This window comes from Muricoccus radiodurans, assembly GCF_050154705.1.
In the GTDB taxonomy this organism is placed as follows: domain Bacteria; phylum Pseudomonadota; class Alphaproteobacteria; order Acetobacterales; family Acetobacteraceae; genus Roseomonas; species Roseomonas radiodurans.
This window is the reverse complement of sequence record NZ_CP189561.1, coordinates 2,210,873-2,232,409: the sequence shown is the minus strand read 5'-3', so window position 1 is coordinate 2,232,409 and position 21,537 is coordinate 2,210,873. Positions and strand designations below refer to the sequence as shown.

21 protein-coding genes, 2 tRNA genes and 1 pseudogene are annotated in these 21,537 nt (G+C 69.2%); 12 read left to right on the top strand and 12 right to left on the bottom strand.

The features are described from left to right. Positions 1-252: 252 nt before the first annotated feature. The 7 genes and pseudogenes from ACP6CK_RS11020 to ACP6CK_RS10990 all read left to right on the top strand — a co-directional run. Positions 253-774, top strand: coding sequence for a phage terminase small subunit P27 family (locus tag ACP6CK_RS11020; RefSeq protein WP_426958934.1), 522 nt, complete (start codon positions 253-255; stop codon positions 772-774). A 39-nt stretch (positions 775-813) separates the two neighbouring features. Then, the gene (locus ACP6CK_RS11015; protein WP_426958933.1) at positions 814-1,455 is read left to right on the top strand and encodes a hypothetical protein; all 642 of its coding nucleotides are present in this window, start codon (positions 814-816) and stop codon (positions 1,453-1,455) included. Beyond that, the gene (locus ACP6CK_RS11010; RefSeq protein ID WP_426958932.1) at positions 1,452-1,793 is read left to right on the top strand and encodes a hypothetical protein; all 342 of its coding nucleotides are present in this window, start codon (positions 1,452-1,454) and stop codon (positions 1,791-1,793) included. The genes ACP6CK_RS11015 and ACP6CK_RS11010 overlap by 4 nt, the downstream gene beginning before the upstream one ends. Beyond that, positions 1,780-3,078 carry a phage major capsid protein gene (locus tag ACP6CK_RS11005; RefSeq protein WP_426958931.1) on the top strand — a complete coding sequence of 433 codons (1,299 nt, stop codon included), beginning with the start codon at positions 1,780-1,782 and terminating at the stop codon, positions 3,076-3,078. Before ACP6CK_RS11010 ends, ACP6CK_RS11005 begins: the two co-directional genes overlap by 14 nt. After that, a complete protein-coding gene (locus ACP6CK_RS11000) occupies positions 3,075-3,614 on the top strand; it encodes an HK97 family phage prohead protease (RefSeq protein WP_426958930.1) in 540 nt (179 codons plus the stop codon). The genes ACP6CK_RS11005 and ACP6CK_RS11000 overlap by 4 nt, the downstream gene beginning before the upstream one ends. A gap of 1 nt (position 3,615) precedes the next feature. Further along, positions 3,616-4,785: a phage portal protein gene (locus tag ACP6CK_RS10995; RefSeq protein ID WP_426958929.1), complete on the top strand. Its 1,170-nt coding sequence runs from the start codon at positions 3,616-3,618 to the stop codon at positions 4,783-4,785. A gap of 322 nt (positions 4,786-5,107) precedes the next feature. Next, positions 5,108-6,019 (top strand): annotated as a pseudogene (locus tag ACP6CK_RS10990) (tyrosine-type recombinase/integrase); the annotation flags it as partial. A gap of 157 nt (positions 6,020-6,176) precedes the next feature. Here ACP6CK_RS10990 and ACP6CK_RS10985 read toward each other — a convergent pair. The 10 genes from ACP6CK_RS10985 to dcd form a co-directional block, all read right to left on the bottom strand. Further along, positions 6,177-6,249, bottom strand: a tRNA-Phe gene (locus ACP6CK_RS10985). Positions 6,250-6,334: 85 nt separating this feature from the next. Further along, the gene (locus tag ACP6CK_RS10980) at positions 6,335-6,520 is read right to left on the bottom strand and encodes a DNA gyrase inhibitor YacG (protein WP_426958928.1); all 186 of its coding nucleotides are present in this window, start codon (positions 6,518-6,520) and stop codon (positions 6,335-6,337) included. Next, the gene (locus tag ACP6CK_RS10975; RefSeq protein WP_426958927.1) at positions 6,510-7,643 is read right to left on the bottom strand and encodes a ribonuclease E/G; all 1,134 of its coding nucleotides are present in this window, start codon (positions 7,641-7,643) and stop codon (positions 6,510-6,512) included. Before ACP6CK_RS10975 ends, ACP6CK_RS10980 begins: the two co-directional genes overlap by 11 nt. Positions 7,644-7,698: 55 nt before the next feature. Next, positions 7,699-8,289: a Maf family protein gene (locus ACP6CK_RS10970; RefSeq protein ID WP_426958926.1), complete on the bottom strand. Its 591-nt coding sequence runs from the start codon at positions 8,287-8,289 to the stop codon at positions 7,699-7,701. A 15-nt stretch (positions 8,290-8,304) separates the two neighbouring features. After that, on the bottom strand, positions 8,305-8,523 hold the full coding sequence (gene infA, locus ACP6CK_RS10965; RefSeq protein ID WP_026033499.1) for a translation initiation factor IF-1: 219 nt from the start codon (positions 8,521-8,523) through the stop codon (positions 8,305-8,307). 199 nt (positions 8,524-8,722) lie between these two features. Next, a complete protein-coding gene (gene hisD, locus ACP6CK_RS10960; RefSeq protein ID WP_426958925.1) occupies positions 8,723-10,018 on the bottom strand; it encodes a histidinol dehydrogenase in 1,296 nt (431 codons plus the stop codon). After that, a complete protein-coding gene (gene hisG, locus ACP6CK_RS10955) occupies positions 10,015-10,707 on the bottom strand; it encodes an ATP phosphoribosyltransferase (protein WP_426958924.1) in 693 nt (230 codons plus the stop codon). Before hisG ends, hisD begins: the two co-directional genes overlap by 4 nt. Positions 10,708-10,771: 64 nt before the next feature. After that, positions 10,772-12,154, bottom strand: a complete 1,383-nt coding sequence (locus tag ACP6CK_RS10950) for a serine hydrolase domain-containing protein (RefSeq protein WP_426958923.1) — start codon at positions 12,152-12,154, stop codon at positions 10,772-10,774. Beyond that, positions 12,151-13,410 (bottom strand): UDP-N-acetylglucosamine 1-carboxyvinyltransferase, encoded by a 1,260-nt coding sequence (gene murA / locus ACP6CK_RS10945; protein ID WP_426958922.1) that lies wholly within the window; start codon positions 13,408-13,410, stop codon positions 12,151-12,153. Before murA ends, ACP6CK_RS10950 begins: the two co-directional genes overlap by 4 nt. A 17-nt stretch (positions 13,411-13,427) precedes the next feature. After that, on the bottom strand, positions 13,428-13,982 hold the full coding sequence (dcd, locus tag ACP6CK_RS10940; RefSeq protein ID WP_426958921.1) for a dCTP deaminase: 555 nt from the start codon (positions 13,980-13,982) through the stop codon (positions 13,428-13,430). A 451-nt stretch (positions 13,983-14,433) separates the two neighbouring features. Here dcd and ACP6CK_RS10935 point away from each other — a divergent pair. The 5 genes from ACP6CK_RS10935 (at position 14,434) to ACP6CK_RS10915 (ending at position 19,656) form a co-directional block, all read left to right on the top strand. Continuing rightward, a tRNA-Thr gene (locus tag ACP6CK_RS10935) sits at positions 14,434-14,508 on the top strand. Between the two features lie 1,054 nt (positions 14,509-15,562). Then, complete coding sequence (locus ACP6CK_RS10930) at positions 15,563-16,126, top strand: PIN domain-containing protein (RefSeq protein WP_426958920.1); 564 nt, start codon at positions 15,563-15,565, stop codon at positions 16,124-16,126. A 504-nt stretch (positions 16,127-16,630) separates the two neighbouring features. Further along, positions 16,631-16,978, top strand: coding sequence for a MarR family transcriptional regulator (locus tag ACP6CK_RS10925; protein WP_426958919.1), 348 nt, complete (start codon positions 16,631-16,633; stop codon positions 16,976-16,978). Further along, the gene (locus ACP6CK_RS10920) at positions 16,975-18,594 is read left to right on the top strand and encodes an MFS transporter (protein ID WP_426958918.1); all 1,620 of its coding nucleotides are present in this window, start codon (positions 16,975-16,977) and stop codon (positions 18,592-18,594) included. Before ACP6CK_RS10925 ends, ACP6CK_RS10920 begins: the two co-directional genes overlap by 4 nt. Positions 18,595-18,618: 24 nt before the next feature. Further along, on the top strand, positions 18,619-19,656 hold the full coding sequence (locus tag ACP6CK_RS10915; protein ID WP_426958917.1) for an HlyD family secretion protein: 1,038 nt from the start codon (positions 18,619-18,621) through the stop codon (positions 19,654-19,656). Between the two features lie 62 nt (positions 19,657-19,718). On the opposite strand, the gene ACP6CK_RS10910 is transcribed toward ACP6CK_RS10915, so the two are convergent. Further along, on the bottom strand, positions 19,719-21,005 hold the full coding sequence (locus ACP6CK_RS10910; protein ID WP_426958916.1) for a PQQ-dependent sugar dehydrogenase: 1,287 nt from the start codon (positions 21,003-21,005) through the stop codon (positions 19,719-19,721). Continuing rightward, on the bottom strand, positions 21,005-21,436 hold the full coding sequence (locus tag ACP6CK_RS10905) for a DUF2231 domain-containing protein (protein WP_426958915.1): 432 nt from the start codon (positions 21,434-21,436) through the stop codon (positions 21,005-21,007). Before ACP6CK_RS10905 ends, ACP6CK_RS10910 begins: the two co-directional genes overlap by 1 nt. Positions 21,437-21,537 lie beyond the last annotated feature (101 nt).

Here is a 21,537-nt window from a genome sequence, read left to right as displayed (position 1 = left end):
CTTCCGAATTCGTCTGGATCTGGCTAGTTTGGTGGTCGTGTGATCTTCGGCGTTGAGCTCGAACATTCACGACGCATTCTGGTGTTTGATGCAAGCGTCCCCGCGTTGCGTCGGTGAGTGACTTCGTTCGTCTTCTGGCGGTTCTGTCGACGCCCATCTGTCGCGCAAATCTCTAGTTGCTGGGAAGTTGGAGCGGCCCGGGGCTTGGCGTGTGCGGCCGCGATACCGAGTTTTTCTGTGGGAGCGGATTTGATGGGTCGGAAGAGGACGCCGAACGAGCTGGCAGAGCTGCATGGTCGGCCAGGGAGGCGCCCCCTGCCGGTCCCGCCGAAGACGGACGCAGTCCCGGCTGCGGCGCCGCCTCCGCACCTCTCCGGCCCGGCCGTGGCCGAGTGGAATCGCGTGCTGGAGGCGACGCGCTCCCTCGGGCTGGTTACGAAGCTGGACCTCGCCCTGCTGGCCGTATGGTGCTCCAGCTGGGCGCTGTTCCTGGAAGCGGAGGAGGCCCTACGCGAGCAGGGCGCGGTGGTGCCTGGCCGGGACGGTGGGATGGGCCGCAGCCCTTGGCTGATGGTCCGTAGTAAGGCCGTAGAGCAGCTGGCTAGGATTGGGGGTGAGTTCGGGTGGAGTCCCGCCGCGCGTGTCCGGTTGGGGACCACGGCAGCGCCGCTGCGGGCTGAGGAGACGCCGCCTTCGGGTGCGCGGGGCCGCTCGGGGAGGGCGCTGTCCCTGAAGGAGTTCCTCGCAACAAATCCGGACCGACCGCCGCACTAGACGCGAAGCGGCCGAGACACACCTTTCAAGAAAAAGATTTTGCGTTTCCAGATCCATTTTCTACTTGCTGCCGTCCTGGATCTTGCGTTACCGATCTCTGAACGCAAGGAACAGGTCATGAGTGAAAGCCAGCCCCCCCACTCCCTTCTCGAAGCAGCCCGCGCGATCGCACGCCTCTCTGGATTGCCTTGGCCCAACGTCCAGCGGGTCTACGTCGAGATGCAGTCTGAAAAGATGCTGCCAGTCTCGCGCGGTCGTGCCGTTTGGCAGGCAATCCCCAGCCTGGTCGCGGAACTGTTGATCGGCATCGCCTGCGCCGCCGAAGGGAAGGTGCTCAAGCAGCGTGTAACTGCCTACAGCCAAGCTGTCCGAGAGGCCGATGGCGAGCCGCCCACGCGGTTCCTGGACGAGATGAAGCTTGTCCTGACCGATGCGGCCGCAGCCTCAAGGCTGGATCGCATCGTCTTCGCACACGATACCAACCGGGTGACCATTTTCGACACCACTGGCGAGGGTGCTGTGTTTGTCGCGAATTCACAATCCGCGAGCAAGCCAGTCCTGGCAATTGGAAGCAGAGGCGTCATCCTGGGCACGCTGATCCAAGCGCTAGCCACTGAGATGCGCTGGGGCAGTCCCGTCGGCCAGCGCGTCAACGATGGTGGCGAGCCTGACGCCGAATGATGGTGGAACCGCAGCTCACGCTTCGCATCGTCAGCATGGTGGTCCACACGCCGCCGATAGAAGCGGAGCACATGCGGATCCTCGCAAACCTGGGAGTGGAATACGGCCCACTCCTGGTTGTCGGGGCCGCGCTGGCGCAGTCACCAGACGGCACCCTGCGAGTCTGGCTGCCTAATTTCGGCAGGCACCGGCGGGTAGTGCTCCGCGACCACGCAGAACGTGCGCGCCTGCTGCAACTCGCCCTTGAAGCATATCGCGCCCTTGTTGGCAGCGACCCCGCCTTACCGCCCCTCGCGAAGGCATCCACAAACACGGATTCCTTCCATGAACATGCGTGACCTCCTAGCGCGTCGTGCCGCCATCGCCGCCGAGATGCGCGGCATCAACGACAAGCCCGGTGGTGAGAGCGGCGACCTCTCCACAGAGCAGCGCACCCGCTGGGACGCCCTCAAGGCGGAGCTCGACGGGTTAGAACAGCGAATCAGTCGCCAAGCGGCAGTGGACGATGCAGAGCGCCGCGCGCAAGGCGAGCCCGTCGGCGGCACCGGAGACCGCGACCTGGACCGCGAACTGCGTTCCTTCTCCCTTGTGCGCGCCATCGCGTCGCAGGTGCCCGGCGTCAACGTGGATGCTGCCCGTGAGCGGGAGGTGAGCCAGGAAATCGCGCGCCGCGCCGGCCGGCCCTTTGAGGGCATGGCGGTCCCCATGGCGGTGTTCCATCGGCCGGTGGAGGCTCGCACTGTTACCAGCACGCTTCCGGCTGACGGGCCGGGGGGGAACCTGATCCGCGCCGACCATCGCGGCGACCTCTACATTGACATGCTGCGCGCCGCGCTGCTGACGCGCCGCCTAGGCGCCACCGTGCTGTCCGGCCTCTTCGGCAACGTAGCTATCCCGAAACTGAAGGAGAGCGCGACGGCGTCTTGGGTCGCAGAGAACACGGCCATCCCCCTCTCCGACGAGAAGTTCGCGCAAGTCACGCTGGCGCCCAAGCACGTCGGCGCGCGGACCGAGTTTTCGCGCAACATGCTCCAGCAGTCCTCGCCGGATATCGAGACGCTGGTGCGCGCCGACTTCGCGGCCGTGCTGGCGGAGGCGGTGGACCGCGGCGCAATCGCGGGCAGTGGCACTGGCGCCGAGCCGCGCGGCATCCTCAACACGCCGGGCATCGGCAGCGTCGCAGTAGGCACGAACGGCGGGCCGCTGACGTGGGCGAAGGTGCTGGAGCTGATCGGCACCGTCGAGGACGCCAACGTGGAAGGCACCGGCTTTGCCAGCAACGGCAAGGTGGCCCGCAAGGCGCGCCAGACACTCCGCGACGCCGGCCTGCCGGGCTACCTCATGGACGATCCCCGCACCCTCGCTGGCTACGACTACGCCAGTTCCTCGCTGGTGCCGGCCAATGGGACGAAGGGCACGGGCACCAGCCTGTCCTCCCTGATCTTCGGACGCTGGCCGGACCTGCTGCTGGGCTATTGGTCCGAGTTCGACCTGCTGGTGAATCCGTTCGCGGAGAGCTCGTATTCGAAGGGCAACGTGCAGGTGCGCGGCATGATCACGATGGACGTGGCCGTACGCTACCCGGAGTCCTTTGCCGCGATCCGGGACATCACCACCACATGAGCCACTCGCGCACCCCGGACGGCACGGAGCGGCGCGCGGCGACGGAGTTCCGCGCCGTCGCCGGCCGTCGCTTGGAGGGGCACGCTGCGGTGTTCGGCGTGCCCGCTAAGATCGGCGGCTTCACGGAGGTGATCCTGCCCGGCGCCTTCCGTGCCTCCCTCGCCAGCCGCGCGGATATCGTCGCGTTGGTGGATCACGACCCGGGCCGGCTGCTAGCACGGACCCTCTCGGGGACACTGCGGCTGGCGGAGGACGCCCGAGGCCTCGCCTTCTCCATCGACGTGCCAGACACGACGCTGGGGCGGGATATCCTGGCCCTGGCAGAGCGCGGGGATCTTGGCGGGTGCAGCTTCTCCTTCCGTGCGAAGGACGACGCATGGCCCGCCCCGGATCGGCGCGAACTGCGAGGCGTAGAGCTGCTGGAGGTGTCCGTGGTGTGCGCGTGGCCCGCCTATCCCACGACCACCGTGCATGCCCGTAGCCGCGCCCGTCAGGGCGACGCCCTGGCCCGCCGGCGCTTCCTGGAGACGATGTAGGATGGCAGGCCTCTTCGCTCGTCTGTGGGGCCGCACGGAGGCACGCAGCGCGCCCTCGGCGGCCCTGACATATGCCGAGGCGTTCGGAGTCAATCCGACTGCCTCCGGCGCCTACGTCGGCCCGCACATGGCGGAGAACCTTGCGACCGTGCTGGCGTGCGTGAACGCCATTAGCACCGTGCTGGCCTCCATGACGCCCCGCGTCTATTTCGTGGCGCCGAAGGGGCGGACTGAGCTGCCGACCCATCCTGTCGCGCGGCTGCTGCGCGTGCCGAACGCGGAACAGACCTGGCCGGACTGGCTTGAATGGACGATGGCGCAAGTGCTCTTGCACGGGAACGCCGTGAGCGCGGTTGAAACGGATCGCGCCGGCCGGCCAGTGGCATTGCGGCCTCTACCGTGGGGTGCCGTCCAGCTCTATCGCCTTTCCTCCAGCCGGCTTGCCTATGACGTGGTGCAGAGCTCTGGGCGCGTCCGCCGCTACTTCGCAGAGGAAGTCTTCCACTTGCGCGACCGCTCCGACGATGGCGTGATTGGCCGAAGCCGCATCAGCCGCGCGCGCGACGTAATTGGCAACGCGGCTGCGCTCCAGGAATGGTCCGGCAGCATGTGGCAGAATCAGGTCACCCCTTCGGGTGTTCTCATTCATCCGAAGTCGTTGAGCGATGAGGCCCACGGCCACCTGAAACAGAGCCTTCAGGAACGACACTCCGGACCCTCCAATGCGCGTCGGTTTATGGTCCTTGAAGAGGACATGAAGTGGCAGAGCATCGGCGTGTCGCCAGAGGATGCAGAGGCGCTTGCGTCGCGGCGTTTCACGGTGGAGGAGCTTTGCCGCCTCTTCCAGGTGCCACCACCCATTGTGCAGGACCTGTCACACGGCACCTTCACCAACTCGCGCGAGGCTGGGCGGTGGTTCGCACAATTCACCCTTGCCCCGTGGGCGCGGAAGATCGAGGCAGAGTTCTCGCGGTCGGTGTTCTCCGCCAGCGATGCGGATTGCGTGCTCGAAGTTGATATGAGTGACCTCTTGCGCGGCGATGCGGAGGCCCGTTGGCAGTCACACAAGATCGCGGTGGAAGCGAAGATCCTTGATCCGGACGAGGTGCGTGAGATTGAGGGATGGAATCCTCGGTCTGTGCGGCAGCATGCGCCGACGGGCACCGGCTGATGCCGTCCTATGACTACCTTCCACCCGGCGTCTTGCCATTCATGGTGGCACGCGATGCCGCAGCTGCGCTGGTGGGAGTAAGCGCTACGAAGTTCGACGAGTTGGTGGAGGACGGGCGGATGCCGGAGCCTCGGCGGGTGGATGGTCGAGTTCTCTGGGACACGGAGGAATTACGCGCCTCTTGCCGCCTGCTGCCGCGCCGTAAGGAGCGCGCACCGGCCGACGAGAACCCGTGGGACCGGCCGTGATCAGCGTCGTCCGCCGATACCGCTACGTTGTTCAAGACCGCGATCGGCGCGGCAACCTGCGGACCTACCTGCGTATGCCCCGTCGGCCGAAGGTGCGGCTCCAGCACGAACCCGGCACGCCAGAGTTCGATGCGGAGTATCGCCGCGCGCTGGCCGCGCCGCCTCCGAAGCCGAAGCCCGCGCCGAAAGGCACGGTGATTCCGGGCAGCCTTGACGCTGCCTGCATCGCATACTTCGGCTCGGCCGAGTTCAAGGGGATGGCCGCGCGGTCGCAGCATGTTCGGCGGCTGATCCTGGACCACCTGCGCGCCGAGCATGGCATGAAGCCGTTCAAGTTGCTGGGGGCCCGCCACATCCGCCGCCTGCGCGACGAGCGCGCAGGCAAGCCGGAGGCCGCTAACAGCCTCCTCAAGGCCCTGCGCGCCGTCTTCAAGCACGCCGTGCACATGAGCGATGTTCCGGTGAACGTCGCGGAGCAGGTGCCCTACCTAGCGTCCAACAGCCCCGAGGGCTTCCACACCTGGACTATTGAGGAGGTTCAGCAGTTCGAGGAGCGGTGGCCGGTGGGCACGACGCCGCGCTTGGCGTTGGCCCTCCTCCTATACACGGGCGTGCGTCGCTCCGACGTTGTGCAGCTCGGCCGCCAGCACGTCCGTGACGGGCGTCTCAACTTTTTAGTGCGGAAGAACCGGGCAAAGCACCCCGTCCGCCTCTCACTGCCGATCCTGCCGACGCTGGCGGAGGTAATTGAGGCCACGCCGACCGGCGACCTCACGTTCCTCCGCAACGAGCGCGGCGACCCCTACAGCCCGGAGACCTTTGGTAATCGGTTCCGCGCGTGGACGAAGGCTGCGGGCCTACCCCATTGCAGCGCACACGGCCTGCGAAAGGCCGCTGCCGTCCGGCTGGCCGAACTGGGCGCGACCGAGCATGAGCTGATGGCAGCCTTCGGGTGGACCACGACGAAGCAGGCCGGTCACTACACACGGAAGGCGGATCGCGCCCGGCTTGCTGGCACCGCCTTCGACCGTCTTGCCCGCGATGATGCGGGCAAGAAAAAGTCCCACTCCAGCGCGCCAACGCCGGGGTGGGACGAAAACGCTACTGAACCCAATGAAGACAAAGGATATTCAGAATGGAAGGTGCCCAGGGGCGGAATCGAACCACCGACACTGCGATTTTCAGTCGCATGCTCTACCAACTGAGCTACCTGGGCCCATAACGCGGCGGCGAACCGCCCGGCAGAGGACGCGGGGGATAGACGATGCGGCCGGGCCTGTCCAGCCACGGCACGCCACGAATTATCGCTCCGAACGACTCTCGGGCTGGGGCTCCTCCACCGGCTCTCCGGGGATCGCATAAGTCCCGCCCAGCCAGCGCCCGAGATCCACAGAACGGCACCGCGGCGAGCAGAAGGGACGCGTCGCGGGCTCGGCGGGCTTGCCGCAGATCGGACAGGCGTTGGTGGAGTGGGGCTTAGGGGGCATGCGTGGCGACGTCCTCGATGACCTCCTCGCCCGGCACAAGGGCCGGGTCGGATGCCAGGGATATGGGGTGCGCGGCCGCCGCGGCGTAGGCGTCCAGCACCCCCGATAGACCCCGCAGCGCCAGCAGGACGGCGGGATGGGCCCGGAGCGACAGACGTACTCCCGGGCGCGCGGCAGCCTCCCGCACGGCCCGCCGCAGCGCGGCCAGCCCATGGGTGAGGGGAGTGAGTGGCTGCCCGAGCACCTCGTGCAGCGGCGGGTGCACGCGGGCCCGCACCATCTCCATCAAGCCGAGCCCCGTCAGACCGACCACGCGCAGCAACGGGTCGCCCCCAGCCGCGCCGCGCAGAACCGGCAGAAGTGCCGCGCGTGTCTTGGCCGTGCCGCCCGCGAGGTCCAGCAGGATCGGGCCGGCCAGGTGGCGCAGGCGGATCTGGCGCACCGCCTCGGCCAGCGCGGCCGCATTCACGGCTCGGTGGGCCCCCGCATCCCGTCCGGCAGCGGCCCCCGTATCGACGTCCAGCGCTGTCAGCGCCGGCGTCGGGTGGATCAGCAGCCGCCCGCCGCCGGGTAGGGGTACCTCTGGACCGGAGAGGATGTCGAACGCGGCCTCAACCGCGTCGTCAAAGGCCGAATGGGTCAGGAGGCGGGCGCGATCCGCCCCAAGCGCCGCCCGCAGCCGTGCGGCCTCACCCGCCGCGTCCACCAGCACCGGGACCATGGGATGGCTGGCCGCCAGGCGGAGGGCGGCATCGGGACCACGCGCCAGGAGCCGGGGCGGACCATCCCGCGCCGTACCGGGCGGGACGCCGTTGCCGGACAGGCGCGGTCCCTTGCCGCCCTGGGCCGCGCGGGTGACGCGGACGGGCAGGTAGGTGCCCTCCGGCTGCCCGCCGCCCTGGTTGTCCGGCAGGAAGCCGCTGACCCCGCCCTCCAGCGCCACAAAGGCGCCGGACAGGGCCGGGACGCGGGCCGTCACCCGGCCGACATGCAGGTCCCCGACCCCGTCCGGCCGCGCCGGCCGCTCCACGAAGGCCGCCTCCAGGGCGCCGTCGCGCCAGAGTGCCACGCGCCTCTCACCCGGGGAGGCGGAGACGAGGATGCTGGATGCGGCCGTGCTCATGCGGCTGCAGTCTGGTAGAGCACTCCCTTGGTCAGGGAGAGGCCGAGAGCGGGCTTCATGGCCGCAGCCACCCGACGCCGCGGAGAAGCTGCGCCGTCTCGAACAGCGGCAACCCCACTACGTTGGAATGACTGCCCGAAAGGAAGCGGACGAAGGCCTCCGACCGGCCCTGGATGGCGTAGCCCCCGGCCTTGCCCTCCCACTCCCCGCCGGCGACGTATTCCTCGACCTGCGCGGCGGTCAGGCGCTGGAAGGCGACGACGCTCTCCACCAACCGCGTGCGCGTCCGACCGTCCGGTGTGACCAGCGCAACGCCGGTGGTGACGCGGTGCCGACGGCCGGAGAGGAATTCGAGGAAGCGCCGCGCCTCCGCCGCATCGGCCGGCTTGCCGAGGATGCGGCGGCCAACCCCCACCACCGTGTCCGCGGCCAGCACCAGGGCGCCAGGCGCGCGCGGCGCCACGGCCCGCGCCTTCTCCAGCGAGAGACGCTGCGCAAGCAGGCGGGGAAGCTCGGCCTTGCGGGGGGACTCGTCCATCTCCGCGGGTTCCACCCGGTCCGGGACGATGCCGATGCGGGCGAGAAGATCGAGGCGGCGCGGACTGGCGCTGGCCAGGACCAGCGGCGCGCGCGGGGCGTCCGCCACGGGACGCGTCCGACGCTACTTGAAGCGGAAGGTGATGCGGCCCTTGGTCAGGTCATAGGGCGTCATCTCGACGTTCACGCGGTCGCCGGCCAGCACGCGGATGCGGTTCTTGCGCATCTTCCCGCTGGTATGCGCGAGGACCATGTGGTCGTTGTCCAGCTTCACGCGGAACATGGCATTGGGCAGCAGCTCGACCACCTGGCCGCTGAACTCGATCATATCTTCTTTCGACATCGGACCTCATCGGGAATGAAACATGCCGCGGCTGGCCGGGGGCGGCAGGGTCCGAGGCCATGAGCGAACGCGGCCGGAACATGATCGCCGCACCCCGCCGGGTCAAGGAACAGCGGCGCGGCCCAGCCCTGCGGGGGGCGTGGAACCGGTCGAAGACCGAGCCGGCCCGACTGCCCCGGACCGTCCCGCCGCCGCCTCGTCAGGCCAGCCCGATCCGCTCCGCGATGCTCCGGGCATGGGCGTCCAGCCCCTCGGCGCGGGCCAGGGCCACCGCGACGGGGCCAACGGCGCGCAGCCCCGCCTCCTCCGCCGCGATCCAGGTGGTGCGCTTGAGGAAATCATGGACCGAGAGGCCCGAGGCGAAGCGCGCGGTGCGCCCGGTGGGCAGGACATGGTTCGGCCCGGCCACGTAGTCGCCCAACGCCTCCGGGCACCAGGGGCCGAGGAAGGCGGCGCCTGCGTGCCGGATCCGGCCGAAGAGGCCCGCCGGATCGGCGACCATGATCTGCAGGTGCTCCGGCGCGAGCCGGTTCGTGAGCTCCGCACCCTCCTCCCAGTCCCGCACGAGTACCATCGCCCCGTGGCGGCGCCAGGATTCGCCCGCGATGGCGGAACGGGGCAGGGAGGCGAGCGCGGCCTCCACCGCCGCCGCCACAGCCTCGGCGAGCGCCGGGCTGTCGGTGATCAGGATGGCCTGGGCGGCTTCGTCGTGCTCGGCCTGGGCCATCAGGTCCATGGCCACCCGGGCCGGGTCCTGGGCGCCATCGGCCAGCACCACGACCTCGGACGGCCCGGCGATGCTGTCGATGCCGACGCGCCCGAAGACCTGGCGCTTGGCCTCGGCGACATAGGCGTTGCCGGGACCGGTGACCTTGTCCACGGGGGCGATGCTCGCGGTGCCCCAGGCGAGGGCCGCGATGGCTTGGGCGCCGCCGATGCGCCAGACCTCCGACACGCCGGCGCGGTGGGCGGCCGCCAGGACCAGCGGGTTCAGCTCCCCGTCCGGGGTCGGAACGGCGATCGCCACGCGTCCCACCCCCGCGACCCGCGCGGGGATGGCGTTCATCAGGACGGAGGACGGATAGGCTGCCTTGCCCCCCGGCACGTAGAGGCCGGCCGCGTCCACCGGCGTCCAGCGCAGGCCGAGCGTCAGCCCGGCCGGGTCGGGCAGGGTCAGGTCCGCCGGCATCTGGGCGCGGTGGAAGGCCTCGATCCGCGCCGCGGCAGTGTCCAGGGCGGCCATCAACTCGGCCGGGACGGAGGCGCGGGCGGCGGCGATCTCCGCCTCCGTCACGCGCAGCGCGGCGGCGTCGCGCGGCGTCCAGCGGTCGAAGCGGGCGGTCAGGTCCAGCAGGGCGGCGTCGCCCTCCGCGCGGACGCGGGCAATGATCTCCGCCACCGGGCCGTCCACCCGCGCCGTCGTCTCCCGAGCCGTGTCTAGCAGGGCGGCGAAGTCGGCGGGGAAGCCCGGCTCTCGCGAATCGAGGCGCCTCATGCCCCCAGCGCCGCCCGGAAGCGGGCGAGCCAGGCCCCGATCCGCTCCGGCTCCGTCTTGAGGGCGGTGCGGTTGACGATGAGGCGGGAGGTCACCTGCGCGATCACCTCCCGCTCCACCAGCCCGTTCGCCTTCAGCGTCGAGCCGGTCTGCACGAGGTCCACGATCAGCCGGGCGAGACCGAGCGAGGGGGCGAGCTCCATCGCGCCGTTCAGGTGCACCACCTCTGCCTGCACCCCGCGGGCGGCGAAGTGGCGGCGGGCGATGCCCGGATACTTCGTGGCGACCGTCACGCGGGACCAGCGGGACACCTTCTCCGCGTCCGGGTCCTCGGCCGGGCCGGCGACGGAGACGCGGCAGGCGCCGACGCCCAGGTCCAGCGGCGCGTAGATCTCGGGGTAGTCGAACTCCATCAGCACATCGGCCCCACAGACGCCGATCTGCGCCCCGCCATGGGCGACGAAGGTCGCGACATCGAAGGGCCGGACGCGCACCACGTCCAGGCCGGGATGGTTCGTGCGGAAGCGGAGGTGGCGGCTGTCCTCGTCGTCGAAGTCGCCGGCCGGGGCGATGCCGGCCCGGGCGAGGAGGGGCGCCACCTCCTTCAGGATACGACCCTTGGGGAGGGCGAGGATCAGCGCCTCATCGGAGAGGGCGCGGGTTTCGGCGGTTGGAATCGGGTGGTCCATGTCGGGTTCTAGCACCAGTCGCGCGGCACTTCGATGACGGGATGGTTCAAGATCGGGGGAAGGCTCAGGCGGTGCCCGGATGTCGGTAGCGGTCGCGCAGGGCGGCGGCGTGCTCGGCTTCCGGCAGGGCGAGGCCGCCCGCGAGGGTGACCGCCGAGACGGCCCCGTCCGGGCCGCGGACCAGCTCCACCGGCTCGCCCTGGCTGCCGAAGCCGTTGGTCTGCACGATCCGGCCGCGGTCGGGAGCCTCGACCGCGATCTCCGCCACCTCGCCCACCGGGTTCCAGAAGCCGGGGAGGGCGATCAGCACGCGGTCCCGAACGGGCAGCAGGTCGAAGGCGCCCCAGAGGTTCCACCAGCGGCCGGTCCAGTCCCGCGTCGCCTCCTCCGGCGCACCCCGCATCGCGTAGAGCCGAAGGATGTGCAGCAGCCCGTCCAGAATGGGGTCAGCCGGGGCGGCGACGGCATTGACCAGGAACGAGGCGGACAGGCCCGCGTCCGGCACGACCGCGGTGCGGGACGAATAGCCCTGGAGCGAGCCGGAATGGCCGAACCAGTCCCAGCCGTTCAGCGTGCCGCAGATGGTCCCCAGGCCGTAATAGACCTCGAAGAAGGAGTGCGGATTGCGCCATTGCCGGTGCGCCATGGCCCGGCGGCTGGCGACGGAGAGCGGGCTGTCCGTCGCCTCCGGCGAGAGGCGCCCGAAGAAGCGGGCGAGGTCGGCGGCGGTGCTGACGAAACCGGCCGCGGCGGCATAGGCCCGCGTCGGGTTGTCGCCCGGGATGACCAGCCGTCGGTCCAGCGGCATCTTCGTCGTGTGGCCGCGGGCGAAGGGGGCCCCGGCCGGGATGGGCGCGTCGGGACGCGTTTCCGACAGGCCGAAGGGGGCGAGGATCTCCCGCGCCATCCAGTCGTCATAGGTTTCCCCGGTGACCGCCTCGATCACCTGCCCGAGCAGGGCGAAGCCGTGGTTCGAGTACTTGAACCGCGTCTCGGCCGGGATGACGGGCGGGGCGGCCAGGTCCGCCCTGATCTCCGCGGCGTCCGGGTAGGGGCGGAGGTCGCTGAAATGGCCGGGGTCCGGCCCGTTTCGGATGATCCCGGCGCCGTGGGAGAGAAGCTGGCGGAGCGTCGTCGTCGCGACCTCGGGGTGCAGGCCGGGGACGTGTCGTCCGGCCTCGTCGTCTAGGCCCAGCCGGCCCTGTTCGCGCAGGCGCATGATGCCGGCGGCGGTGAAGGTCTTGGAGTGGGACGCGACGCGGAAGCGGTGGCGGGGGGTGAAGGCCTCCCCGGTGTCGAGGTCGGCGGCGCCGAGCGCGCCCTCCAGCACCACCTCCCCGTCTTTCGCCACGGCGAAGGACAGGCCCGGCAGTTCCATCGCCCGGTGCTGGAACTCGAGCCAGCGCGGGATGTAGTCGAGCGCGGCGGCGAGCCAGGCCTCCATCATCCTCGGACGCGCTCGATATCGGCGCCGACGCCGGCCAGCTTCTCCTCCAGCCGCTCGTAGCCGCGGTCGAGGTGATAGACGCGGTTGACCATCGTCTCCCCCTCCGCCGCCAGCCCCGCGAGAACGAGGGAGACGGAGGCGCGGAGGTCGGTCGCCATCACGGGCGCGCCGGAGAGGCGGGGCACGCCGCGCACGATGGCGCTGGAGCCGTGGTAGTTGATCCGCGCGCCCATGCGGGTGAGCTCGGGCACGTGCATGAAGCGGTTCTCGAAGATCGTCTCGGTGATCATCGAGGCGCCCTCGGCGACGGACATCAGCGACATGAACTGGGCCTGCATGTCGGTGGCGAAGCCCGGATAGGGCTCGGTCTGCACGTCCACGCCGTGCAGGCCGTTCAGTCGCGTCACGCGCAGGCCCTTGTGCTCCTCGTGCAGGCCGACCCCGGCTTCCCGCAGGATGCGGGCGACGGAGCCCAAGTGGTCGAGCCGCGCGCCCTCCAGCAGCACCTCCCCGCCGGTGATGGCGGCGGCGCAGGCGAAGGTCCCGGCCTCGATCCGGTCCGCGAGCACGCGGTGGTTGGCGGCGCCGAGGGAGGGGACGCCGGTGATCCGCAGGCGGTCGGAGCACAGGCCCTCGATCCGCGCGCCCATCCGCATGAGGCAGAGGGCGAGGTCCTCGATCTCCGGCTCCCGGGCGGCGTTCACCAACTCCGTCTCGCCGTCCGCCAGGGTGGCGGCCATCAGCAGGTTCTCGGTGGCGCCGACGGAGACCTGGGGGAAGATGATGCGCGCGCCCTTCAGGCCTCCCGGTGCGGCCTTCGCCTCGATGTAGCCGCTGTCGAGGGTGATGGTGGCGCCCATCGCCTCCAGCCCCTTGAGGTGCAGGTCCACGGGGCGGGTACCGATCGCACAGCCGCCGGGGAGGGACACCCGCGCGGTCCCGTGCCGCGCGACGAGGGGGCCGAGGACGAGAACGGAGGCCCGCATCTTCCGGACGATGTCGTAGGGGGCCTCGAGGCTCGTCGCCTCGCCGGAGAGGGTGAGGCTGCCCTTCTGCTTGTCGTGCTCCACCGTCAGGCCCAGCTGGGCGAGCAGCGCGGCCATGGTGTCCGTGTCGGCCAGGTGCGGCACGTTGGTCAGCGTCAGAGGACCGCCGAGGAGCGCCGCCGGCATCAGCGCCAGCACGGCGTTCTTCGCACCGGAGACGGGGATGGTGCCCGAGAGGCGGCGGCCACCGCGGATGCGGATGCGGTCCATGGTCTTGCGGCCTTGTCCTAGAGGCGGGGCAGCGCGACGCCGCGCTGGCGCATGTACTTGCCGGCCCGGTCCGCATAGGAGACGTCCGGCGCGCCCTCTCCCTTCAGGAAGAGGAACTGGCAGATCCCCTCATTCGCGTAGATGCGGGCGGGGAGGGGGGTTGTGTTCGAGATCTCGATGGTCACCTGGCCCTCCCACTCCGGCTCCAGCGGCGTGACGTTCACGATCAGCCCGCAGCGCGCGTAGGTGGACTTGCCGAGGCAGATCACCAGCACGTCCCGCGGGATGCGGAAATACTCGACCGTGTGGGTCAGCACGAACGAGTTCGGGGGGACGATGCAGGTGTCCCCGGTGCGGGTGACGAAGCCGGATTCCGAGAAGGCCTTCGGGTCCACGATCGCGTTGTCCACGTTCGTGAAGACCTTGAACTCCGCGGCCGCGCGGGCGTCGTAGCCGTAGGAGGAGAGGCCGTAGGAGATCACGCCCTCCCGCCGCTGGGCTTCCACGAAGGGTTCGATCATGCCGTGATCGGCCGCCATTCGACGGATCCAGCGGTCGGGCATGATGGGCATGGGCGCTTCCGTCGGGCTCGGGCCGCAGGGGATAGCCCCGGGGGGCGGGGGCGGCAACGGGGGCCACCCGGACGTTGGCGGCCGAGGGCCGCTGCAAGGCTTGCCGGCCCAACCCGATCGGGGGCGCGCCTCAAGCTGGCCATCTGGCGGCGTTATCGCGGCGCGCTGTCCTCCTTGCTGTCAGGCTCCTTTCTGGCCGGCGTTTCGGCCCGGATACGGGACTGCTGCTTGCGGCGGCGGAGGTTTTCGCGCAGAGCGGCCGCCAGGCGCTGCTCCCGCTCGGTCTGGGCCGGGCGGTTCGGGGGGGGCCGGGGCGGGTCCTTGTCCTGTGTCATGCCCGGAAGGGGGCGCCAAGCTTCCGGCTGACGTCAAGCGGCCGCCCCGGGCGCCTCGGGGCTTGCGCAGGGCGGGGGCCGCCGCTAGGGAGAGGCCGGCCCACAGGACCCGGTTCGCTGCCGTAGCTCAGTGGTAGAGCACTCCCTTGGTAAGGGAGAGGTCGAGAGTTCAATCCTCTCTGGCAGCACCATCGCCCTTCGGAGACTTGTCCACGGACCCGCTGGGTTGGGCCGTGTCGCTTCCTCTCTGGCCTCCGCCTAGACCCGGTCGATCGTCTCGGGCGCCTCCCCGGGTGGTCTGGGCAGTGATGGCCATACACCTTCTCGACCATCTTGATGGCTCTGCGTCCGAGGAAGCCGCCGGCTATGTGGGGTGACACCGGCAGTCAGCAGGACGGAAAGCCGTCGGCGTCGGGTCTCGCGCCTTCGGCCGCACACAGTGCGGCGCGGAGTTGATCGGCGGTGCGCCGGGTCATGTCCATACGGCCCGCCCTATCAGGCGATACTCGCCACCGGCAGCGTGGACCGGAGGAGTCCGTACCCGCGGGCAAGGCTGCCTGCCATGATCGTCTCGGCCTTCGAAAACTGTCGGACGCCCAAGTCCCTGCGCTGCGACGATATGGCCTCGTCAGCATGGTGCGCGCGGACTAGCGCGTGCGCTCGGCGGCGGGAGGCCGGCGACATTGGGACACTCCGCCGCCGGCTGTGCCGCGCCCGCCACCGGCCTGAACGTGGTAATTCGGGATGTCTCTCTGCGGCGATGCTGGCACCCCGCTGATCATGGGCGCTCACCAACGGACGCGCGATGACAACCGTCAGTTATTCGTGCTGGCGCAGGGAAGGGAGCACGCCCCTTGACCGCTGACCGCTGTGGCCAGCTTTCGAGGCCATCCTGAAAAAGCCGGCACCGAATTCCGCCTCCGGGTGGCATCCGCGCCGAGGGGCTTAGCCTCGTGAAAACTTCATGCGTGGTCGTAACGCCGATCTACCGGGTCATGTACACCAGCACGGCGGCGAAAGTGCCAAACACCGCCGTGGTCTCGACGGCCCATCGGATGACGATATTCATCGCCGACCCGTATCATTCGAAGTTGCTACCCTCAACTAACTCACGGTTGCAATGGTATTCTGTCCCACACGCGCAAACCAGCCGCCCCGGGATTTCAGTGAGGTGCTCGTCACCTCCGCAAGACGCAAAGCGGCAAGGGCTGGAGCTACAGTAACCCCGCAGGTGTACAGCAGGACATGATCACGCATATCGATCACGCGTCCATCTTCGCCACCTCACGGAGTTCCACTCGGCATACAACAGTACCGCTTGGGTCACGCGAACTCGCGCGCAAAATCCGTCCCTCTCATGGCGGCTCTCGGGCGCCTGCGCTTCCCTCTCGACCGGGCCGACGCCGTGCTCAAGCGCGCGGGATGGAGCCTTGGCCGATCCGCGCCGCACAGGCCGCCGTCGCAGGCGCTCTGCTCAGGCACCACGGCAACCTGTTCGACCGTATGTTCATCGCCCAGGCGCAGGGGAAAGACCTCGTCCTCGTGAGCACCGATGCGGCCATCGCGGTCTACCCGGTGCGGCTCTTCGGACGGGACGCTGGATGGTGGTCGCAGCCTCGTCGTCTCCGCGCACCGCCGCTAGCGCTGCGCTCGGGTGCAGAGACCACCTCGCGTGACCGACACACCGCTTCCAGTCCGCTTCCCGCCGCGCCGGTTGGGGGTGAGCTGTCCGCCCGCCTGGCCGAGGCGATCGACGCGGCCAACGCCTATGCCCGCCGGGCGCTCGCCCTTAAGACGCTAGGGGCCTAACGCGCCGACCCCGCCGACTTCGAGGTCTGGTGCCTCTCCTGCCGCACCGCCGCCGTCCGGGTCACCCCGCCAGCATCGCCGCCTACCTCGGCCCTATCCACTCCCGCTCCGCCCTGGGTCGCCGCCTCGCCGCCATCGGCCATGCCCACGGTTGAGGGAGGCTCGACTGGACCCGGGGTCACCCGGCCGTCCGCACCACGCTGCAGGGCATGGCCCGCCTGCGCGGCTCCCGCGTCCGCTAGGCCGCGGCCCCCTCGAACAATCCCCTACTCGGTTGAGAGCGCTGCCGCGCCCACCTCCTCACGACCAGACGCGCCGCGCGGGCTGTCATGTCGCCCATTTCGCATCACACCGTTAGCATGCTAACACCACTGGCCAATGTCCGCTTCGCAGTCCGCCCTGAACGGAGACTTCGTCACGTCCCTCCGCAGGGTCTCCCTGAAATGGCGCACACGCTTCGATGCAGAGCTGAAGGGCAGTGGCCAGACGCTGGGCCGTGCCCGTGTGCTCATCCTCCTCTCGACCGAGCGGGATGGCGTGTTGCAGCGGGACCTCGCGACTCAGCTGATGATTGAACATCCGACCCTCGTCCGCCTCCTGGACGGGCTGGAGCACCAAGGGCTCATCCGACGGAACCCTGAGCCCGGCAAGCGCGCGAACCGGATCGTACTCACCGCCGAGGCTGAGCCGGTGGTGAGGGCCGTCAACGCGATCTTTGCTCGCCTGCGGGACCGTGTCCTTGGAGGGCTCTCCCCTGATGACCTCCGGACGGCACTCAGGGTACTGAACACCGTTGCCGACGGCCTCGACGTGGGCTCTGACGCCGCTGGGACGAAGGACCAGAGCGCGTGAGCGGAGCAGCGTCCACGGCCGAGGCGACGCCCGCGCCTGCCCCGGCGCCCCCTATCCCCTTCCACCGCGTCGTTCTCTACGCCCTGGCGTCCTGGACGATCGGCCTCACCCAGGGCCTGGGCACCAATCTCGTGGCCGCAAACATCCAGGCCGTGCAGGCCACGTTCGGCGCCACGGCGAACGAGGCGGCCTGGCTGACGGCCGCCTACGCGTCGACCAGCATCACGGCGAGCCTGCTTCTCTACAAGTTTCGCACGCAGTTCGGCCTGCGGCTCTTCGCGCAACTCGGCCTCATCCTCTTCGCGGTCGTGTCGGTGGCCCATTTCGCGGCAAATGACCTGCGCGCGGCCGTCATGGTTCGCGCCGTCGCAGGCTTTGCTGCGGCGCCGCTCGGTACGCTCGCCTTCCTCTACATGCTCGAGGTCCTGCCGCCGCAGCACAAGCTGACCATCGGCGTCGCCCTGGGGCTGATGGGCGCGCAGGCTGCCGTGCCGCTGGCGCGGCTGGTCTCGCCGCACCTGCTGGAACTGGGCCTGTGGCACGGGCTGAACCTGCTGGAACTGGGGCTGTCCCTGGTCTGCCTGGCGATCGTCTTCCTGCTGCCGCTGACCCCGCCGCCGCGGGCGAAGATCTTCGACCGGGTGGACGCTATCAGCCTGCCGCTGGTGATTGTCGGCCTCGGGCTGCTGAGCGTCGTGCTGAGCCTCGGGCGCCTCTACTGGTGGCTCGAGGCGCCCTGGCTCGGACTCTATCTGGCCGGCAGCATCGCCTGCCTGGGGCTGCTGGTCGCGATCGAACTCAACCGGGCGCAACCGCTGATCAACCTGCACTGGCTGTCCTCCGCGGACATGATCCTGTTCGGCGGGTCGAGCTTCTTCGCTCGCTTTATTCTTTCGGAGCAGACGACGGGCGCGATCGGCTTCTTCCAGAACCTCGGCCTGCTGAATGAGCATATGGCCGGGCTGTTCTGGGTCATCCTGGCCGCGACGATCGGGGCCTTCCTGCTCGTCGCCTTCGTGAACCGGCCGGAGAACGTGGCGGCGATCCACGCGACGGCGTTGCTGCTGATCGCCGTGGGCGCTTGGCTGGAGAGCCATGGCACGAGCCTGACGCGCCCGCAGGATGTTTATCTCTCGCAGGCGTTGGTGGCGTTCGGCGGCGCGGCCTTCCTTCCGGCGGCCCTGACCTGGAGCTTCGGTCACACGCTGCGGGCCGGGCCGCAGTACGTCACGAGCTTCTTCGCGGTGTTCCTCGCCTCCCAGAACCTCGGCGGCCTGCTAGGCTCTGCTGCCCTCGGATCGCTGGTGACGGTGCGCGAGAAGTTCCACTCCAGTCAGATCGTCGAGAACCTGACCCTGTCCGACCCGATTGTCGCACAGCGCATCGGGCAATACGGCGCCACCTACGCCCGCGTGCTCGGCGATGCCACGCGGCGCAATGCCGAAGGCGCCACCTTGCTTGGGCAAGTCGCGACGCGGGAAGCCTATGTCCTCGCCTATAATGACCTGTTCCTCGTGGTCTCGGTCGTCGCGGCCTTCTGCCTGGTCGGACTTCTGGTCCACGAATTCCTGAAGGCACTTCGCCGCCGCGCTGCCGCCCGCGCTCAGGCCGCCTGAACCACGACGCAGGATTGGATGCCCTTGGCCAAGCTCCCCGGCTCCCGCGCCACCGTCCCGGCCCTGCTCGTGGGCGTCGCGGGCGTTCTCCTGGTGCTCTACGCCTGGCGTCTACCGCCCTTCACCTCCTCGGTGCAGACCACCGACGATGCGTACGTCCGAGGACTGGTGACGGTCGTTAGCCCGCAGGTCGCGGGCTACCTCGTGGAAATCCCCGTTCAGGACTACGCCGACGTGAAGGCCGGCGACCTGCTGGCGCGGATCGACGACCGCATTTTCCAGCAACGCCTCGCTCAGGCGCGGTCCCAGCTCTCTGCCGCCGAGGCATCGCTGGCCAACCTGGAGGTGCAGCGCCGGACCCGTGAGGCGAATATCGCAGTGACCAGAGCGCAGTTGGAGAATGCCGAGGCGGGGTTGGCCAAGGCGCAGGCCGACCTGCGCCGCATCACGCCCTTGCTCGAGGCCAATATCCAGTCTCGGGCTCAGGGCGACACGGTGCGGGCCGCCGAACGTCAGGCAGAGGCGACGGTCGCACAGGCCCACGCTTCGGAATTGGTGGCCCAACAGACCCTGGCCGAGACGCTTGCGACCCGTGCCGGCCTGGAGGCCGCGGTGCGCAACGCCGAGGCCCTGGTGCAACTGGCGGAGATCGACGTGCAGAACACCCGCATCACCGCGCCGCGCGATGGTCGGCTGGGGGAGGTCGGGGCCCGGGTCGGGCAATACGTCACCGCCGGCACCCAGATCACCACCGTGGTCCCGGACAGTCGCTGGGTCGTCGCCAACTACAAGGAGACGCAACTGGTCGGTATGCGGGTCGGCCTGCCGGTGGTCTTTCGTGTCGATGCGCTGCAAGGGGCTTCGCTGACAGGCCGGGTGGAGCGCTTCTCGCCCGCAACCGGCTCTGAGTTCAGTGTCATTCGCGCCGACAACGCCACTGGTAACTTTACCAAGGTGGCCCAGCGTCTGCCGATCCGCATCACCATTGACCCGAACCAACCCCTGGCCGGTCAGCTAGCGCCCGGGATGTCCGTCGTCGTCAGCATCGATACGGGGAGGTGACCGAACCGGAGAACGACTTCCCGACGCTCTCTGCTGTTCGATCGTTCCTCCGCGCTGGAACGTCACCGGTTCGCCGTGATCCTCCAGACGGTGTTCGATAGGTCGTCGGCGACGATCAAGGCGCCGCGCGGGTCCACCGTGACCCCGACCGGTCGGCCGCGCGCGTTCCCCGCTTCGTTCAGGAAGCCGGAGACGAAGTCGACCGGGTCTCCGGCGGGCCGGCCGTCACGAAACGGCACGAAGACCACCCTGTAGCCGACGGGCTGGTTCCGGTTCCAGCTGCCATGCTGGCCGACGAATGCCCCATCGGCGAAGGCCGCGCCCATGGCGGGGGTGGAGAAGGAGACGCCGAGCGCTGCCACATGCGCGCCCAGGGCGTAGTCGGGGCGGATGGCGGCGGCGACGCGCTCGGGATTCTGCGGCTGCGCGCGAGTGTCGACGTTCTGGCCCCAGTAGCTGTACGGCCAGCCATAGAAGCCGCCCTCGCGCACCGATGTCAGGTAATCCGGGACCAGATTGGGGCCGATCTCGTCCCGCTCGTTCACCACCGCCCAGAGCTGGCCCGTTCCCGGCTGGATCGTGAGCGCCGTGGGGTTGCGCAGGCCGGTCGCGTAGGACCTGTGCGCCCCCGTCTGCGGGTCGATCTGCCATACCATGGCCCGGTCGACCTCTGCCTCCATGCCGCGCTCGGTGATGTTGCTGTTCGACCCGATGCCGATATAGAGGAACCGCCCATCGGGGCTTGCGGTCATCGACTTCGTCCAGTGGTGATTGATCGCCGAGGGCAGGTTCGTTACCAGCACCGGCGGCCCGCTCGCCTCGGTCTGCCCGTCCCGATAGTCGAAGCGCACCAGCGCATCCTGGTTGGCGACGTAAAGGACACCGTTGATCAGGGCGAGGCCATAGGGGCCGTTCAGGTTCTCCGCGAAGACCCGGCGCGTCTCGTAGGTGCCGTCGCCATCGGCGTCGCGCAGCAGGGTCAGCCGGTTGCCGCCCGGCACTGACGTCCTGCCCCAGCTCTTGATGACATTCGCGATGAAGGCCTTGGGGTTGAGCCGGGGTGCGCCCTGGCCGCCCGTACCTTCCGTGACCAGGATGTCGCCATTGGGAAGGACAAGCGTCTGTCGGGGGATCCTGAGATCCGTGGCGATGGCCTGGATCGTGTAGCCCTGCGGCACCGTCGGACGATCATTGCCCCAGGCGGCCGGCCGGGGAATCGTCATGTCCGGCAGCAGGCCGCGATGCGGCGCCGGAAGGTTCGGGTTGGCGCCGTGCTGCTGCGGGTTGGGCTCACCATCGCAGGCGGAGAGGGCAAGCGCGGCGGTACCGATCAGCAAGAGCGCGCGCATCACACCACCTCCTTGGAATGAAAACCGGAATAGCCCATCCAGGCCGCGACGAACGCGAGGACTGTCGCGATCGCCGACAGGACGAGCGCCTCCGGCATGATCGCGAAGGCGTCCTTCGAGTGGACAAGAGCGTTGACGAAGCCGACCACCCAGGCTCCGAGCAGCACGAGGAAGTAGATCGCCGCGCGCCCCCTCCGTGCCGGTCCGCTCCGGAACAGGTGGATCAGGGCCCAGAGCAGGGCAAATCCGCCGACGAACAGCCCACCGGCGATGAGCCAGGACGAGAAATTCGCCCACTGTACCTGAAAGCTTGACCTGTAAGCGTAGTCGCTGATCAGCGCACCCAGGAACAGCGGGAAGGGGAAAGCGAGCAGGATCGCGTGCAGGGGATGAAGCGGCCTGGCGAATCCTGGTGTGGAGATGGCAGCCACGATGGATCCTCTCGTGTCTCGGTCCGGCCTGGCGATACGTGAAAGCTGACCTGCATTCGTCGGGGACGCCGACATGGCAACGGCACGTCGAGGGGGGAGTT